General features: G+C 65.2%; 18 protein-coding genes. 14 read left to right on the top strand and 4 right to left on the bottom strand.

Features of this window, described 5'->3' with window-relative positions:
- Positions 1–107: 107 nt before the first annotated feature.
- Positions 108–566, top strand: a complete 459-nt coding sequence (locus AC07NT_RS09745) for a CBS domain-containing protein (protein ID WP_498596654.1) — start codon at positions 108–110, stop codon at positions 564–566.
- A gap of 21 nt (positions 567–587) precedes the next feature.
- Here the strand turns inward: AC07NT_RS09745 and AC07NT_RS09740 are convergent, their stop codons facing one another.
- Positions 588–1,808 carry a polyhydroxyalkanoate depolymerase gene (locus AC07NT_RS09740; protein ID WP_498596655.1) on the bottom strand — a complete coding sequence of 407 codons (1,221 nt, stop codon included), beginning with the start codon at positions 1,806–1,808 and terminating at the stop codon, positions 588–590.
- 152 nt (positions 1,809–1,960) lie between these two features.
- Between AC07NT_RS09740 and AC07NT_RS09735 the strand changes: the two genes are divergently transcribed.
- Complete coding sequence (locus tag AC07NT_RS09735) at positions 1,961–2,617, top strand: glutathione S-transferase (protein WP_498596656.1); 657 nt, start codon at positions 1,961–1,963, stop codon at positions 2,615–2,617.
- Here AC07NT_RS09735 and AC07NT_RS09730 read toward each other — a convergent pair whose 3' ends face one another.
- Complete coding sequence (locus tag AC07NT_RS09730; RefSeq protein WP_498596657.1) at positions 2,618–3,040, bottom strand: cupin domain-containing protein; 423 nt, start codon at positions 3,038–3,040, stop codon at positions 2,618–2,620.
- Between the two features lie 110 nt (positions 3,041–3,150).
- On the opposite strand from AC07NT_RS09730, the gene aroC reads away from it, so the two are divergent.
- Genes aroC through AC07NT_RS09710 form a run of 4 tightly spaced genes read left to right on the top strand, consistent with a single transcriptional unit; the run spans position 3,151 to position 6,387 of the window.
- A complete protein-coding gene (aroC, locus tag AC07NT_RS09725; protein WP_498596658.1) occupies positions 3,151–4,245 on the top strand; it encodes a chorismate synthase in 1,095 nt (364 codons plus the stop codon).
- Positions 4,246–4,250: 5 nt separating this feature from the next.
- A complete protein-coding gene (locus AC07NT_RS09720; RefSeq protein ID WP_498596659.1) occupies positions 4,251–4,988 on the top strand; it encodes a class II aldolase/adducin family protein in 738 nt (245 codons plus the stop codon).
- Positions 4,934–5,197 (top strand): 4-oxalocrotonate tautomerase, encoded by a 264-nt coding sequence (locus AC07NT_RS09715; RefSeq protein WP_498596660.1) that lies wholly within the window; start codon positions 4,934–4,936, stop codon positions 5,195–5,197. Before AC07NT_RS09720 ends, AC07NT_RS09715 begins: the two co-directional genes overlap by 55 nt.
- 11 nt (positions 5,198–5,208) lie before the next feature.
- On the top strand, positions 5,209–6,387 hold the full coding sequence (locus tag AC07NT_RS09710; RefSeq protein ID WP_498596661.1) for an MFS transporter: 1,179 nt from the start codon (positions 5,209–5,211) through the stop codon (positions 6,385–6,387).
- On the opposite strand, the gene AC07NT_RS09705 is transcribed toward AC07NT_RS09710, so the two are convergent.
- The gene (locus AC07NT_RS09705) at positions 6,364–6,954 is read right to left on the bottom strand and encodes a nitroreductase family protein (protein WP_498596662.1); all 591 of its coding nucleotides are present in this window, start codon (positions 6,952–6,954) and stop codon (positions 6,364–6,366) included. The genes AC07NT_RS09710 and AC07NT_RS09705 overlap by 24 nt on opposite strands.
- 6 nt (positions 6,955–6,960) lie before the next feature.
- The gene (locus AC07NT_RS09700; RefSeq protein WP_498596663.1) at positions 6,961–8,247 is read right to left on the bottom strand and encodes an amidase; all 1,287 of its coding nucleotides are present in this window, start codon (positions 8,245–8,247) and stop codon (positions 6,961–6,963) included.
- 164 nt (positions 8,248–8,411) lie between these two features.
- Here AC07NT_RS09700 and AC07NT_RS09695 point away from each other — a divergent pair, with 164 nt between their 5' ends.
- The 8 genes from AC07NT_RS09695 (at position 8,412) to arfB (ending at position 15,197) form a co-directional block, all read left to right on the top strand.
- Positions 8,412–9,548, top strand: coding sequence for an ABC transporter substrate-binding protein (locus AC07NT_RS09695; protein ID WP_498596664.1), 1,137 nt, complete (start codon positions 8,412–8,414; stop codon positions 9,546–9,548).
- Positions 9,549–9,650: 102 nt separating this feature from the next.
- Positions 9,651–10,526 (top strand): branched-chain amino acid ABC transporter permease, encoded by an 876-nt coding sequence (locus AC07NT_RS09690; RefSeq protein ID WP_498596665.1) that lies wholly within the window; start codon positions 9,651–9,653, stop codon positions 10,524–10,526.
- Between the two features lie 10 nt (positions 10,527–10,536).
- Complete coding sequence (locus AC07NT_RS09685) at positions 10,537–11,520, top strand: branched-chain amino acid ABC transporter permease (RefSeq protein WP_498596666.1); 984 nt, start codon at positions 10,537–10,539, stop codon at positions 11,518–11,520.
- Positions 11,517–12,263 (top strand): ABC transporter ATP-binding protein, encoded by a 747-nt coding sequence (locus AC07NT_RS09680; RefSeq protein WP_498596667.1) that lies wholly within the window; start codon positions 11,517–11,519, stop codon positions 12,261–12,263. Before AC07NT_RS09685 ends, AC07NT_RS09680 begins: the two co-directional genes overlap by 4 nt.
- A 1-nt stretch (position 12,264) precedes the next feature.
- A complete protein-coding gene (locus AC07NT_RS09675) occupies positions 12,265–13,005 on the top strand; it encodes an ABC transporter ATP-binding protein (RefSeq protein ID WP_498596668.1) in 741 nt (246 codons plus the stop codon).
- Positions 13,005–14,216, top strand: a complete 1,212-nt coding sequence (locus AC07NT_RS09670; RefSeq protein ID WP_498596669.1) for a multidrug effflux MFS transporter — start codon at positions 13,005–13,007, stop codon at positions 14,214–14,216. The genes AC07NT_RS09675 and AC07NT_RS09670 overlap by 1 nt, the downstream gene beginning before the upstream one ends.
- Positions 14,217–14,292: 76 nt before the next feature.
- On the top strand, positions 14,293–14,748 hold the full coding sequence (aroQ, locus tag AC07NT_RS09665; RefSeq protein WP_498596670.1) for a type II 3-dehydroquinate dehydratase: 456 nt from the start codon (positions 14,293–14,295) through the stop codon (positions 14,746–14,748).
- Positions 14,749–14,786: 38 nt separating this feature from the next.
- Positions 14,787–15,197, top strand: a complete 411-nt coding sequence (gene arfB / locus AC07NT_RS09660) for an alternative ribosome rescue aminoacyl-tRNA hydrolase ArfB (RefSeq protein ID WP_498596671.1) — start codon at positions 14,787–14,789, stop codon at positions 15,195–15,197.

Here is a 15,197-nt window from a genome sequence, read left to right as displayed (position 1 = left end):
CGGAGTCTGCTACCGGTTGACCTGCGCGGGCATTAGCGTTTGAATGATGCCATTGTGGGCTATATTCATAGCAAACCGAGCCGCATAGGCGTCACGAGGAGCACACCATGAAAGTCAACGACATCCTGCGCGTCAAGGGCAGCACCCTGTACACCGTGACCCCTGAAGAGCCCCTGGCCAAGGCGCTCAATGCCATGGCCGAGAAGGACATCGGCTCCCTGGTGGTCATGGAACACGGAGACCTGGTGGGCATGTTGACCTTCCGCGAGGTCATCCAGCAGGTCGTGAAGAACAAGGGCAGTGTGGGCACGACCCTGGTCCGCACGGCCATGGACGACGCGCCCCTGACCTGCACCATGGAAACCGAGCTCGACGAGGTGCGTCGCATGATGCTGGACCGCCACGCGCGCTACATGCCCGTGATGGACAAGAAGATGCTGATGGGCGTGATCAGCTTCTACGACGTGGCCAAGGCCGTGGTGGACAGCCAGAATTTCGAGAACAAGATGCTCAAGGCCTATATCCGAGACTGGCCGGAAGACGACGTTCCCGACTCCAAATTCTGAGTCAGGCCTCTCTGCTCAGGGCTAGCCCATGCTGGCGTGGATCATGTCGCGCACGCGCGGGTAGATCTGCTGGTTCCACTTGCGGCCGCTGAACACGCCGTAGTGCCCCACACCGGTCTGGATGTGGTGGGTTTTCATGTAAGGGCGGATGCCCGTGCACAAATCCTGTGCCGCCACGGTCTGTCCGATCGAGCAGATGTCGTCCCGCTCGCCTTCCACCGTCATCAGCGCCGTGCGCCGGATCGCCTTGGGGTTGACCAGGCGGCCCCGGTACATCAGCTTGCCCAGGGCCAGGTCATAGGTCTGGAAGACCTTCTCCACGGTCTCCAGGTAGAACTCGGCAGGCAGGTCGTTCACAGCCAGGTACTCGTCGTAGAAGAGGCGCACGGCGTTGGCCTTCTCGATGTCGCCTTCCACGAGATGGCGGTAGAGGTCCTGGAAGGATTTCTTGTGCCGCTCCAGGTTCATGCTCAGGAAGGCGCCAAGCTGTACGAAGCCCGGGTAGACCCGCCGCATATAGCCCGCGTGGGGCAGGGGCACCGGGCTGATCAGGTTCTGCTCGAACCAGTCTATGGGTTTGCTGGTGGCCAGCTCGTTGACGCCCGTGGGGTTGACGCGGCAGTCCACCGGGCCGGCCATCAGGGTCAGGCTGCGCGGCTGGGCCGGGTGGTTGTCCTCGGCCATCAAAGCTGTGGCCGCCAGCGCCGCCACGCAGGGCTGGCACACCGCCACCACATGGGTGCCCGGGCCGATGGTGTCGATGAAACGGATCATGTGCTCGATATAGTCGTCCAGGCCGAAGGGGCCGTGGCGCAGCGACACGTCGCGCGCGTTGTGCCAGTCGGTGATGTAGACATCGTGGTCCTGCAGCAGGGTGCGCACGGTTTCACGCAGCAGGGTGGCGAAATGGCCCGAAAGCGGGGCCACCAGCAGCACCGGGGGCTGGTAGGGCAGGTCGGCCGGGGTTTCCTTGCGGAAGCGCAGCAGCGTGCCGAAGGGGGTGCGCAGCACGTTTTCTTCGGTGACGGGTAGCTTGCGCTCACCGACCATGACCGACGTGATGCCGTAGGCAGGCCGGGAATGGGTGAGCCGCATGCGCGAGAACACCTCCATCGAGGCCGAGAGCTTGCGCATCAGACTGCCTTCGGTGCCGGAAAGCCAGAGGCTGGCGCTGCCACCCTGGGCCAGGAGCCGGAACGGTGACATCAGGTCCGATTGGGTCTGGTAGGCCTGGTAGAGCATGGTGCTTCCTGACTCAAGATGGGGCATGCGACCCGGATGTCTTGAGAAGAGGCAAGTTACGGGCCAGTTTGGGCCTGGGCCGGCCCGAAGCGCATCTGGGTTGGCACAACCCTTGCGGAGCAACTTCAACCAACCACGTTGAGGAGTGCGCCATGGCCACAGCCATCCTGACGATCAGCAGCAAAAACTACGGTGCCTGGGCTCTGCGCGGCTGGCTCATGGCCAGGCTGGCAGGGCTGGAGTTCAAGGAGAAGGTGATCCCTCCCGACGATCCGGCCATGAAGGCCGAGATGCTGCTGCTGGCGCCCAGCATGCTGGTGCCGACGCTGCAGCACAACAGCGTCAAGGTCTGGGACACGCTGGCCATCGGTGAATACCTCAACGAGATCAAGCCCGACGCCAAATTGCTGCCCACCGATGCCAAGGCCCGCGCGCACTGCCGCGCGGTCTGCGGCGAGATGCATTCGGGCTTTGCTTCCCTGCGCGCGGCCCTGCCCATGAACATCAAGGCGCATTTCCCAGGCTTCAAGATCTGGTCGCGCGCCCAAGGCGACATCGACCGTGTGATCGAGATCTGGCGTGACTGTCTCTCCACCTACGGCGGGCCCTATCTCTTCGGCAAGAAACCCTGCATGGCCGACGCCATGTATGCCCCCGTGGTCACACGTTTTCTGAGTTACGACGTGGCGCTGGACAAGAGCTGCGCCGCCTATTGCAAGCGCATCATGGACCTGCCGGCCATGCAGGAGTGGGTGGCCGCGGCCAAGCTGGAGCCCGAAGAGATTGACGAACTGGACGCCGAGTTCTGACTACTTCCAGGGAGTCGGGTCCGGAATGGGGCAGACCGGCTCCACGTCGACAGACTTGAAATCGGCGGGGGAGACGATCTCCAGGTACTCCATGTCGGGTGAGTAATCGAACAGGTAGTGGCGTATGCCCGGGCGCTGGTGGACGACGTCACCGGCCTCGACCAGGGTTTCCTTGTCCTCGTACATGAAGCGGGCCCAGCCCTTGATCATGATGACGATCTGGAAATCCGCCTCATGACGGTGCCATCCGGTGCCTTTTTCTGGTGCCATGTTCGCCTTGACGAGGTGCGCGATGACCTTGCCATGGGTGGCGTCGGCGATGCCCAGATCACGGTACAGGAAAAAATCTCGCAGGCCGCCAGAGACGAACTGGGTGTCTCCGGGCTTCACATGCGAGAACTTGGTCGCGGTGCGGTCCAACATGCTGTCCTCCTTCGCAGAAGCGGATGGTGCAGCGCAGCAAGCACAATCCGTTCCAGCGCAAGGCCTGGGGCGGCCGGGGCTGGTCGCGGTGTCGGGGATAATCCAAGTCCATGAGCGGCAACACCTTCGGACTTCTTTTCTCGGTTACCAATTTTGGTGAATCCCACGGCCCGGCCGTTGGCTGTGTGATTGACGGTTGCCCTCCGGGCATGACCCTGAGCGAGGCCGACATCCAGCCCGAGCTGGACCGCCGCCGACCCGGCACCTCCAAGTTCGTGACGCAGCGCAACGAGGCCGATGCGGTGGAGATCCTCTCCGGCGTCTACGAGGGCAAGACCACGGGCACGCCGATCTGCCTGCTGATCAAGAACACTGACCAGCGCAGCAAGGACTACGGTCAGATCCTGCAGACTTTCCGCCCCGGCCATGCCGACTACACCTACTGGCGCAAGTACGGCTTGCGCGATCCGCGCGGGGGCGGTCGCTCCTCCGCCCGCCTGACGGCGCCCACGGTGGCTGCCGGCGCCGTGGCCAAGAAATGGCTGAAGGAAAAATTCGGCACCGAGTTCCGCGGCTGCATGACGCAGATCGGCGAGCTGGCGATTCCCTTCGAGTCCTGGGACCACGTTCCGAACAACCCCTTCTTCGCTCCGGCGGCCGATGTGTCCGCGCTCGAGAGCTATATGGAAGCGCTGCGCAAGTCGGGTGACTCCTGCGGCGCCCGTCTGCGTGTGACGGCGATCCGAGTGCCTGTTGGCCTGGGTGAGCCGCTCTACGATAAATTGGACGCCGACATCGCCTACGCCATGATGGGTCTGAACGCCGTCAAGGGCGTCGAGATCGGTGCCGGCTTCGACGCCGTCGCCGACAAGGGCAGCACGCACGGCGACACGCTCACGCCTCAGGGCTTTGTGGGCAACAAGGCCGGCGGCGTGCTCGGCGGTATCAGCACTGGCCAGGACCTTGAAGTCTCCATCGCCATCAAGCCCACGAGTTCCATCCTGATCCCGCGCGAGTCCATCACCACCGATGGCCAGGTCACGGAGCTCATCACCAAGGGCCGCCACGACCCTTGCGTGGGCATCCGCGCCACGCCGATTGCCGAGGCCCTGCTGGCCCTGGTCGTCATGGACCATGCGCTGCGGCATCGCGCCCAGTGTGGCGACGTGCAGTTGCCCGTGCCCCCGATCCCTGGTTCGGTGTGAACACCATGTCGACCGAGGCCGAGCGCGCCACGCGCATCGATCTGGCCGCGGCCTACCGTCTCGCCGCACTCAACGGCTGGGACGACACCATCTACACCCACATCTCGGCCGCCGTGCCGGGCGAAGAGGGCGCCTACCTCATCAACCCCTACGGCCTCCTGTTCGATGAGGTCTGCGCCTCCAATCTCGTCAAGGTCAACACGCGTGGCGAGAAACTGGGCGACTCGCCGCATGCGGTGAATCCCACGGGCTTTGCCATCCACGGCGCCATTCATGCGGCGCGCGCCAGTGCACGCTGCGTGCTGCACCTGCATACCGAATGGGGCCTGGCCCTGGCCATGGTGCCCGGCGGGCTGTTGCCCACCACACAGCACGCCATGCGCCTGTACGGTCGCATGGGTCGCCACGCCTACGAAGGCCTGGCTCTCACTGCATCCGAAGGCCGGCGCCTGGTGCGCAACCTGGGCGAACGTGATGGCTTGATCCTCGAGAACCACGGCACGCTGACCGTGGGCCGCACGGTGGCCGAGGCCTATATGCTCATGCACCATCTGGAACGCGCCGCGCGTGCCCAGCTGCGCGCCATGGCCGCGACCGGCGGGCATGTGCTCGTCGTCGGCGATGAAGTCGCCGCCAAGACCTACACCCAGTGGATCGGCGACGGCAGTGAGCGCGACGGCGATGCCGAATGGCCGGCCCTGCTGCGTCGCCTGGACAAGATCGATCCTTCCTACCGCAACTGAAATCCAAGGAGAGCACCATGCCCACCATCCGTGTTGACATGTTCGAGGGCCGTACGCCCGAGCAGAAAAGGGAATTCGTCAAGGCCATCACCGAGGCCACCGTCAAGACCTTGGGCACCACGCCCGAGGCTGTGGACGTGATCCTCACCGACATCAAGAAGTCCGATTGGGCCACGGGTGGCGTGCTCTGGAGCGAGAAGAAGAAATAAGGCGCTCCCCGGTGTCAGCCGCGCGTCGCCACCTGCTGCCTTTCTCGGCCCTGTCGGCGACTTATTTCGCGCACATCGGCTTCTTCAATCCCTACCTGCCGCTCTGGCTCAAGGACTTGGGCTACAGCCTGATGACCCTGAGCCTGCTGATGATCGTGCCCCCGGCTACGCGCCTGGTCGGGCCCCTGGCCTGGGGCTGGCTCAGCGACCACACGGGCGAACGCGTCAAGCTGTTGCGTTATGCGGCCAGCGCCGCGCTGCTGACCTCGTTGGGTTTGTGGGTGGACGGCGGTACGGCCTGGCTGGCGCTGGTGCTGTTCATCGTCTTCCTCCACACCAGCGCCATGATGCCGATGAGCGAAGCCGCGCTGGCCCACCTCGTGAGCGCGGGCGGCGCCTTCGACGCCAAGCGCTACGGCCGCGTGCGCCTATGGGGCTCGCTGGGTTTCCTCGTCACGGTCTTTGCGGCCGGGGCCTGGTTCGAGGTCTGGGGGCTGGGCCATTTCCCGGCCTGGACTGTGGGCTCCCTGGCCCTGGTCACTGCCAGCGCCTGGTGCCTGCCTGATCTCAAGGAAGAACACACAGAGCACCAGCCCAAGCCTTCGCTGCGGCCCGTGCTGCGCCAACGTGCGGTGCAATGGTTCTTTGCTTCGGCTTTTTTCCATGTGCTGGCGCACATGGGGCTCTACATCTACTTCTCGCTGCACCTGGACGCACTGGGCTACGGCAAGGCCGTGATCGGCCTCATGTGGGGCCTCTCGGTGATCGTGGAGATTGTCTGGTTTTACACGCAAGGCCGCTGGCTGCCGCGTCTCCCGCTGACCGGTTGGCTGGTCCTCTGCGCGCTGCTCACGGCCCTGCGCATGGGGCTCACGGCCGGATGGGCGTCTGTCTGGGTCGTGCTGCTGTTCGCCCAGTGCCTGCACGCCTTCACCTTTGCCACGCACCACACGACCTGCACCGCGCTGCTCTCGCACCATTTCCCCGGGCGGCTGCGCGGACGCGGCCAGGCCCTATATGTCACGCTGGGCTATGGCGTGCCCGGGGTGCTGGGCGGTCTGGCGGGCGGTGTGATCAGCAGTCGCCTGGGCCTGCCCGCCGTGTTCTGGGCCTGCACGGTGTGCGCGCTGCTGGCGGCTTTCTGTGCCTGGCGGGTCTGGCGTCTATCACACCGGCCTTGCCCAGCCTGAGAGTCGCGTCGCGGCCTCATCCTGCTCGCGCGGCTCCAGCTCACGTGTGGGCGTGCCTATGCAGGTGAAGCCCACCAACTGCTCACCCGGCTCGCAGAAAGCCTGCACCAGCGCCGGGTGCTGGCATTTGCGCCCGCTGAGGATCTTGGCGCCGTAGCCCATGATGTGCACGGCGTTCATGAAGTTGCCCATGGCCGCACCTACGCAGATCCATTGCTCGTGAGCCGGTACCTTGGCCACGCTGTCGTCGATACGGGCCACCCAGGCCACCAGCACCGGGCCATTGAAGGCGCGCTCGCGCTCCGCCGCCACGTCTTCCTCGCTTTTGCCCGCGTCGCGCGCGAACCGCTCAAACAATGCGGCCAGGGCCGGGCGTTGCGCCTCGCTGATCGTCACCACACGCCAGGGTTGCAGGCGGCCGTGGTTGGGCGCGCGCAGCGCGGCCTGCACGGCCAGTGCCAGTTCCTCGGGGCCGGGGCCGGGGGCCACCATCCAGCGGGGGCCGAGGGAGTGGCGGCTCAGCAGGGCTTCGAGGGCGGCGCGAGGCGTTGCATCCGTCTTGCTCATGAGAACTCAGTACATCAGACGTTCATGGATGCGTTGCGCAGCGGCCAGCAGCCTGTGGTCTTCGCCCATGCGGCCCACCAGCTGCAGGCCTACGGGCAGGCCTTTGGCGCCGGTCGCAAAAGGCAGGTGCACGGCCGGTAGGCCCAGTAGGGACCAACTGCGGCAGAACAGCGGGTCGCCCGTGGCTTTCAGCCCTTCTGGCGCCGCGCCCATGGTGCTGGGCGTGAGCAGCACGTCGTGCCGCTCGAACAGGCTGTCGATGCGCAGGCGCCATTCGGTTGTGCGCCGCAGCCGGGCTGCGTGGGAGGCACCGTCGATGGCGATGCCGGCATCCAGCAGGGCCACCAGGGCCGGACTCAGGGCTTCGCGGTGGCGCAGACGCTCGAAGCTCAGCGAACGTGCCATCTCGAAAGTCATCACGTCCTTCTGCAGCTGGATCAGTTCGCCAAAGTCCTGCGGCAGGGCCACGTCCCGGCAGTCATCGCAGTTCTTGGCCAGGACCTGCGTGGCCCGTTCCCAGGCCTTTTGCGTGTCGGCGTCGGCCTGCGGCCAAGAGGGCGACTGGACCAGGCCGATGCGCAGCGTGCCGTGCGCATGTGTGTCCAGCAGGCGCAGGTCGCCCGTGAGCACGGCACCCAGCAGGGCCACGTCGCGCACGCCCTGGCCGAAGCCACCGATCACGTCCATCGTGGGGGAGAGGCTTTTCACACCGGCGCTCACGACACGACCCAGGCTGGGCTTGTAGCCCACCACGCCGCAGTAGGCCGCCGGCCGGATGATGGAGCCCGCAGTCTGCGTACCCAGGGCCAGCGGGACCATGTGGTCGGCCACCGCCGCGGCCGAGCCGCTGGAGGAGCCCCCCGGGGTGTGCAGGGCGTTGTGCGGGTTCACCGTGGGGCCCGGGGAAAAGTAGGCGAACTCGGTGGTCACGGTCTTGCCCAGCACCACGGCGCCGGCTTCGCGGCACAGGGTCACACTGGCCGCATCGGCCACTGGGCGGTGGTGGGCGTAGATGGCCGAACCGTAGTTTGTCGGCAGGTCGGTGGTATCGAACAGGTCTTTCACGCCGATGGGCAGGCCGTGCAGCGGGCCGCGCACAGGGCCGTTGTCCAGGGCACGGGCCTGGGCCAGGGCCGAGACGGCGTCGAAGTGCACGAAGGCGTGGATGTCGTCGTTGCGCGCGGCCACGCGTTCCAGGCAGGCGCGCATCAGGTCTTCGGCTTTGAGCTCGCGCCGCGCCAGCAGGGCGGCGGCCTGGGCGGCGCCGAGTTCATTGAGTCTGGAATCTTTCATCTTGTTCCCCTAGGAAACCCTGAATTCAATCGCGGATTGATCTGATATGTTCGATATTCGATCACGTTTCCAGGATCAAGACGGAAAAAATCGAAGGACTTTGATCAAAGTGCGCCCCTTTTTTATGACCCGGGCCCGCTTTTTATAACCAAGGAGACATCCTCATGCATAAACGCTTTGCCCTTCAACTTCTGGCCGCTTCGGCCCTGGTGGCGGCCACGACGATGGCCTACGCCCAGGAGGCGATCAAGATCGCCAACATCGTCGAGCTGTCTGGCGCCGGCGCCACGGCTGGCACCAATTTCAAGAACGGCGTCGAACTGGCCATCAAGGAGATCAACGCGGCCGGCGGCATCCTGGGCCGCAAGGTCCAGTCCAGCACGTCGGACACGCAGAGCAACCCGGGCGTGGCCAAGGGCCTGACCCAGAAGGCCGTGGACGACGGCGTCTTTGCGATCTTCGGCCCCGTGTTCTCGGGTTCCATCATGGTCAGCATGGCCGAGTCACGCCGCGCCGAGGTGCCCAACTTCACGGGTGGCGAGGCGGCTTCCATCACGGAGCAGGGCAACCCCTATGTGTTCCGTACCAGCTTCGGCCAGTCCACCTCCTTCCCCAAGCTCGCGCGTTACATCAACGGCAAGGCCAAGACCCTGGCGGTGATCTATGTGAACAACGACTTCGGCAAGGGTGGCCGTGACGCCATCGTCAAGCTCATGGAAGGCAGCCCGACCAAGGTGGTGGCCGACATCTCCACCAACCAGGGCCAGATCGATTTCTCCGCCGCGGTGCTCTCTGTCAAGCAGAGCAATGCCGATGCGGTTTTCGTCTACTCGAACGAGGAAGAGTCGGCGCGTCTGCTGCGCGAGCTGCGCAAGCAGGGCTGGACCAAGCCCATCATCGGCGAGACCACGCTGACGGGGCAGAAGGTGATCGAGCTGGCCGGTGAAGCCGCCAACGGCGCCGTGGCCCACGTGGGCCTGACGGTGGATGCGCCCCCGACCAAGGCCTTCGGCGCCAAGTTCCAGCAGGAATACAAGTACGTCTCGGACCACAACGGCATCAAAGGCTACACCGGCATGTACGTGCTGAAGGCCGCGATCGAGAAGGTGGGCAAGCTGGACCGCGTGGCCGTGGCCCAGGCCCTGAAGAACACCACCTTCACGGCCAAGCAGCATCCGGGCGTACTGATGGACGTGAGCTTCGACGCCAAGGGGGACATCGACCGCGAGAGCTTCATGGTCGAGGTCAAGAACGGCAAGCAGGAGGTGGTGGCCACGCTGCCGCCGCTGAACAAGAAGTGATGCGCTGAATCCCTGTCCCGGTCGCGGCGCTTGCTCGCGCGCAGCCGGGGCGGGGTAGGTCGCTTGTGTTCGTCCTGCCTGTGCAGGGTGGGCGGGGTTTCGATGACTGATTTTCTGCAACTGCTTTTGAGCGGCCTGGCGACGGGCAGCATCTATGCGCTGGCCGCACTGGGCTTCACCCTGCTGTGGCAGGCCAGCGGCACCATCAACTTTGCCCAGGGCGAATTCGTCATGCTGCCGGCCTTCATGATGCTGGGCTTCATGGCCGTCGGCGCGCCACTGTGGCTGGGTTTCGTGCTGGCTGCGCTGTGTTCGGTGCTGGTGCTGGGCTGGGTTTTCAAGCGTGGGGTGGTCGACCCGCTGTACCGCTACGGCATGATGCCCATCGTGGTCGCCACCATCGGCCTGGCCATCGCGATGAGCAACGGGGTGCGGGCCGGCTACAGTGCCGAGGCACATCCCTTTCCCAACATCTTCGGCGACCATGTGTTCAATCTCGCGGGCGTGACCGTGAGCTCGGGCGGCATCGGCACCCTGGTCGTGGCCCTGTTGCTGGTTCTGGCCACCCAGGCCTTTATCACGCGTACGGTGACCGGCCGCGCCATGCAGGCGGTGGCCCAGAACACCGAGAGCGCCACGGTGCTGGGCATCAACGTGCCGCGCATGATCCTCTACGCCTTTGTCATCAATGCGCTGCTCGCTTGTGCGGCGGCCCTGCTGGTCACGCCGACCTACCTGGCCAAGTTCGACATGGGCGAAGGCCTGGGCACCAAGGCCTTCTTCGCCGCCATCATCGGCGGTTTCAACAACTCGCGCGGCGCACTGCTGGGCGGGGTGATCGTTGGCGTGGCAGAGAACCTGGCCGCGGCCTATATCTCGCCCGCGTACAAGGACGCAGTGGCCCTGATGATCTTCATGGTGGTCATTCTCTTCAAACCCCAGGGTCTGCTGGGCAAGAAGGAAGAGCGCAAGGTCTGAGTCCGCAACCATGAAGAACGTCAAATTCATCCTGATCGCGCTGGCGGCCCTGGGGCTGCTGGTTGCTCCGCAGTTCCTCAAGAACTACGGCACCTATCTGTTGACCTACTGGTTCATCTTCATCATTGCCACCATGGGACTGAATCTGACGGTGGGCTATGCCGGACAGAAGTCGCTGGGCCATGCGGCCTTCTTCGGCATCGGGGCCTACACCTCGGCCATCCTGCTGAAAGCGGGTGTGAGCTTCTGGATCGGTCTGCCAGCTGCTGCCTTGATCTGCTTCAGCGTCGGCCTGATCCTGGGCTTCCCGGCGCTGCGTGTGCAGACCATCTACCTGGCTTTTGCCACCCTGGGTTTCAACACCGCGGTCTGGCTCGTGATGCGCAACGAAGAATGGCTGACGGGCGGCACATTCGGTATCAACAACATCGCGCGCCCGAACCTGGCCGGTTTCTCCCTTGAAGGCAACAAGGCCTACTACTACTTCGCCCTGGCGATGGTGGTCCTGCTGGCCGTCGCGCTGCGTGCGCTGCTGCGTTCACCCTGGGGCAAGGCCTTCACGGCCCTGCGCGACAACCCGATCCGGGCGGAGAGCCTGGGCGTGGACATTCGCAGCTACACGCTGCTGAGCTTTGCCATCGGTGCAGCCTATGCGGGTGTTGCCGGCGCGCTGTTCGCGTCCCTGGTCCAATTCATCGAGCCAGCGCCTTTCACCGTGAGTGCGTCCATCATGATGTACCTCATGGTGGTGGTGGGCGGAGCCGGCTATTTCTTCGGCCCGGTTGTCGGCGCCGCTGTGGGTGTGCTGCTGCCCGAGTGGCTGCGCTTCGCCCAGGCCTGGTACCTGTTCGCGTTTGGTACCGCCGTCGTTCTGCTGATGATCTGGTTGCCCGACGGCCTGCTAAGCATCCCGGACCGCATCCGGGCACGTCGCCAGTCGCGTGAGGCCTCGGCTGCACGCGCCCGGGCCGCAGCATCGGGAGGCCAGGCATGAATACCCCGGTCCTCAAGGTCAGCGGCCTCAAGAAGGCCTACGGTGCCATCCAGGCCGTGGGCGGCGTGAGCTTCGAAGTGCGACCCGGTGAAATCTTCGGGGTCATCGGCCCCAACGGTTCGGGCAAGACCACCATGTTCAACAGCGTGCTCGGGCAGATCCGGCCCGACGAAGGCGCGATCGAGCTCAAGGGCCAGTCCATCACCGGTCTGTCACCGCTCGAGCTCAACCGGCGCGGCGTCGGGCGAACTTTCCAGACCCTGCAGGTCTTCGGCAAGATGAGCGTGCGCGACAACCTGCTGGTGGCTGCGCAGGAACACCAGGGCAGCATGTTCAGCCGCCTGTTCGCACCCGGCGACTCGGGTCTGGGCGCGAAGGCCGATGAACTGATCGACCTGTTCCGCATCCGCCACGTAGCCGACCAGCCGGCTGGCAGCCTGAGCTATGGTCAGCAGAAGCTGGTCGACATCGCCATGGCCTTCATGAGCGAGCCTGATCTGGTGCTGCTCGACGAGCCCTGCGCCGGGGTCAACCCCAGCCTGGTGGGGAGCATCTCGACCCTGCTCAAGCAACTCAACAGCACACGCAGGGGCTCGTTCGTGGTGATCGAACACAACATGGATTTCGTCATGGACCTGTGCCACCGCGTCATGGTCATGGTGGAGGGGCAGGTCATGGCCATAGGCACGCCGGACGAGATCCGTGCCAATAAGCAGGTGCTCGACGCCTACCTGGGGAACTGAGATGTCGAACGCCATCTGCATTGAATTCGACGGGGTCGTGGCCGGCTACAAGGATTTCATGATCCTCAACCAGCTGTCCTTCCAGGCCCGGCGCGGCGCCATTACCCTGCTGCTCGGGCCCAATGGCGCGGGCAAGTCCACCGTGCTCAAGACCCTGTTCGGCCTGCTCAAGCCGCGCCAGGGTCGCATTCTGCTGGACGGGGTCGAGATCGGCGGTGCCAGCCAGAAGGACTTGCTGGCGCGTGGCATCGCCTTTGTGCCACAGGGACGCAACCTCTTTGGCCAGCTCACGGTGTTCCAGAACCTGGAACTCGGTGGCATTACCCTGGGCATGAAGACCACCCATGAGCGCATCCCCGAGGTGCTGGAGCTTTTCCCACGCGTCAGGGAACGTCTGCACTCGCAGGCCTCGGCGCTGTCGGGGGGCGAACAGAAGCAGTTGGAGATCGGGCGTGCGCTGCTGCTGCGGCCCAAGGTGTTGCTGATCGACGAACCTTCCATCGGCCTCTCGCCGCTCGTGGTGCAGGACGTGTTCAAGCTCCTGCGCCGCCTGGCCGATCAGGGCACCACGGTGCTGATGGTGGAGCAGAACGTGAAGAGTGCGCTCAAGATTTCCGACGAGGCCATTGCACTCGAATCGGGGCGCCTGGTGCTGCACAAGCCGGCGTCCGAACTGCTGGCCGACCCGCACCTCGAGCGCTTATTCCTTGGTGGAGCCCAGGCAGCCGCTATAGTGGCTTGATGTCCAAGCCCGTACGCCAGCGGTCTTTCACGCTGGTACTGCTGCTCCTGCTCGGGGCGCAGCCCATTGCCACCGATCTCTACCTGCCCGCGCTGCCCGCCATTGCCCGTGACCTGGGCTCGGCCAGCACCAGCCTGACGCTGTTCACCTTGGCCCTCGGTATCGGGCAGTTGCTCAACGGCCCGCTGGCGGACCGCTACGGCCGACGCCCGGTGCTGCTGGCCGGCCTGGCGCTGTACACCGTGAGCGGCCTGGGCGCTGCGCTGGCGCCGACGGTCTGGGTGCTGGCCGCGTGGCGGGCCATGCAGGGCTTGGCCATGGCGGCCATTCTGGTCTGCGCGCGTGCGGCGGTGCGGGACCTGCATGAGGCCCATGAAGGGCCGCGCATCATGGCCAAGGGCCTGTCCGGCCTCGGTGTCGTGGCCCTGCTGGCGCCCTTGACCGGGGCGGCGGTCGTACAGTTCCTGAGCTGGCGCTGGACCCTGGTCTGCATGGCCCTGTATTCGGTGGCGGTGCTCTGGCTCTGCTGGGTCCGATTTGCCGAGACCCGACAACCCGAACACGCCCAGGCCGGCGGCAGCGTGAAGGACGTGTTGGCCAGCAACAGCTTTCGCGCCTGGACCAGCCTGACGGCCAGCACCTACGGCGGTGTGTTCTGCTTCCTGCTGCTCTCGCCGGCCATCTATGTGGAGTACCTGGGGTTGTCGCCGCTGGCCTATGGCTGGGTCCCTGCCAGCGGCTCCCTGGTCTACATCCTCAGCACCACCTGGTGCCGGCGCCTGCTCAAGAAGCACACGGCCCTGCGGGCCGTGCGCTGGGGCGCGCAACTGAGCATCACGGGTGCCCTGGTCCAGCTGGCAGGGGTGCTGTGGGCTCCGCACAGCATCTGGCCGTTGCTCCTCGGGCACTGGATCTATGCGGTGGGCCATGGCATCCACCAGCCCTGCGGGCAGGCGGGCGCCGTGGGCGATTTTCCGCACCTGGCGGGCCGTGCGGTGGCATGGTCCGGTTTCCTGACCATGGGGGTGGCCGTCGTGACCGGGCAGGTGATGGCGCGTTACGTGGACGCCAGCCATGCCCACGGGGCCTGGCCCATGGTCATTCCCATGGTTGTGGCGGGCCTGCTGCTGATGCTGATCACCCATCTCTGGTTGCCCAGGACCGCGGCAGTGGTGCCGACGGAGCTCGAAGTCGAGTCACAACTCGACTGAATTGCCCGTATGGCTGCCTGATAATGACGGACAGTACCTACCCATGCGCTCAAGTCAAGGAGCTGAAAGTCCGACCATGAAAACCGCCCTCGTTCTCAACGGCCCCAACCTCAACCTGCTCGGCACGCGCGAGCCGGCCGTCTATGGTTCCCAGACCCTGGCCGATGTGCAGGAGCTGTGCGAGCGTGCCTGCGCCGCCAATGCGCTCAAGCTGGATTTCCGCCAGAGCAACCACGAGGGCGAGTTGATCGACTGGATCCACGAGGCCGGCCGCCAGCAGGCCGCGGGCAAGCTGCTGGGTGTCATCCTCAACGCCGGGGCCTACACCCACACCAGCATCGCCCTGCACGACGCCATCAAGGGCGCGGGCGTGACCCTGATCGAGCTGCACATCAGCAATGTGCACGCGCGCGAGGAGTTCCGCCACAAGTCCTGGATCTCGCCGGTGGCCAAGGCCGTGATGGCCGGCTTCGGCATCAATGGTTATGCCCTGGCCATCGCCGGCCTGGTGCAGCTTACGGAGAAGAAGTGAGCCGCCAGGCCTTGGCCTGATCCCGGGCCGCGCCAGCCATGACCGTGCCCGCACCGCTGCAGGTTGTCGAAGACGAGGTGCAGATCAGCGCCATCCGCGCCCAGGGGGCGGGTGGGCAGAACGTCAACAAGGTCTCCAGCGCAGTGCACCTGCGTTTCGACATCCCGGCCTCATCCCTGCCGGAAGACGTGAAGGAACGCCTGCTGGCCTTGCGCGACAGCCGTATCACACAGGAAGGCGTGCTGGTCCTCAAGGCCCAGCAGCACCGCAGCCAGGACATGAACCGGCTCGATGCTTTCTCCCGTCTGCATGAGCTGGTCAACAGTGTGGCCCGCCCGCCCAAAACGCGTCGTGCCACCAAGCCGACCTATGGTTCCAGGCAACGACGGCTCGAGGGCAAGAGCCAGCGCTCTGAAACCAAGGCCCTGCGTGGGCGCGTGAAGGACTGA

The organism is Hylemonella sp. GW821-FHT10B10 (genome assembly GCF_059415585.1).
This window is presented reverse-complemented; position numbering and strand designations above follow the sequence as displayed.

Bases quoted from the DNA above. Each gene is read 5' to 3' on its own strand.
- AC07NT_RS09745 (WP_498596654.1), top strand. From the start codon at position 108: ATGAAAGTCAACGACATCCTGCGCGTCAAGGGCAGCACCCTGTACACC.
- AC07NT_RS09740 (WP_498596655.1), bottom strand. From the start codon at position 1,808: ATGCTCTACCAGGCCTACCAGACCCAATCGGACCTGATGTCACCGTTC.
- AC07NT_RS09735 (WP_498596656.1), top strand. From the start codon at position 1,961: ATGGCCACAGCCATCCTGACGATCAGCAGCAAAAACTACGGTGCCTGG.
- AC07NT_RS09730 (WP_498596657.1), bottom strand. From the start codon at position 3,040: ATGTTGGACCGCACCGCGACCAAGTTCTCGCATGTGAAGCCCGGAGAC.
- aroC (WP_498596658.1), top strand. From the start codon at position 3,151: ATGAGCGGCAACACCTTCGGACTTCTTTTCTCGGTTACCAATTTTGGT.
- AC07NT_RS09720 (WP_498596659.1), top strand. From the start codon at position 4,251: ATGTCGACCGAGGCCGAGCGCGCCACGCGCATCGATCTGGCCGCGGCC.
- AC07NT_RS09715 (WP_498596660.1), top strand. From the start codon at position 4,934: ATGGCCGGCCCTGCTGCGTCGCCTGGACAAGATCGATCCTTCCTACCG.
- AC07NT_RS09705 (WP_498596662.1), bottom strand. From the start codon at position 6,954: ATGAGCAAGACGGATGCAACGCCTCGCGCCGCCCTCGAAGCCCTGCTG.
- AC07NT_RS09700 (WP_498596663.1), bottom strand. From the start codon at position 8,247: ATGAAAGATTCCAGACTCAATGAACTCGGCGCCGCCCAGGCCGCCGCC.
- AC07NT_RS09695 (WP_498596664.1), top strand. From the start codon at position 8,412: ATGCATAAACGCTTTGCCCTTCAACTTCTGGCCGCTTCGGCCCTGGTG.
- AC07NT_RS09690 (WP_498596665.1), top strand. From the start codon at position 9,651: ATGACTGATTTTCTGCAACTGCTTTTGAGCGGCCTGGCGACGGGCAGC.
- AC07NT_RS09685 (WP_498596666.1), top strand. From the start codon at position 10,537: ATGAAGAACGTCAAATTCATCCTGATCGCGCTGGCGGCCCTGGGGCTG.
- AC07NT_RS09680 (WP_498596667.1), top strand. From the start codon at position 11,517: ATGAATACCCCGGTCCTCAAGGTCAGCGGCCTCAAGAAGGCCTACGGT.
- AC07NT_RS09675 (WP_498596668.1), top strand. From the start codon at position 12,265: ATGTCGAACGCCATCTGCATTGAATTCGACGGGGTCGTGGCCGGCTAC.
- AC07NT_RS09670 (WP_498596669.1), top strand. From the start codon at position 13,005: ATGTCCAAGCCCGTACGCCAGCGGTCTTTCACGCTGGTACTGCTGCTC.
- aroQ (WP_498596670.1), top strand. From the start codon at position 14,293: ATGAAAACCGCCCTCGTTCTCAACGGCCCCAACCTCAACCTGCTCGGC.
- arfB (WP_498596671.1), top strand. From the start codon at position 14,787: ATGACCGTGCCCGCACCGCTGCAGGTTGTCGAAGACGAGGTGCAGATC.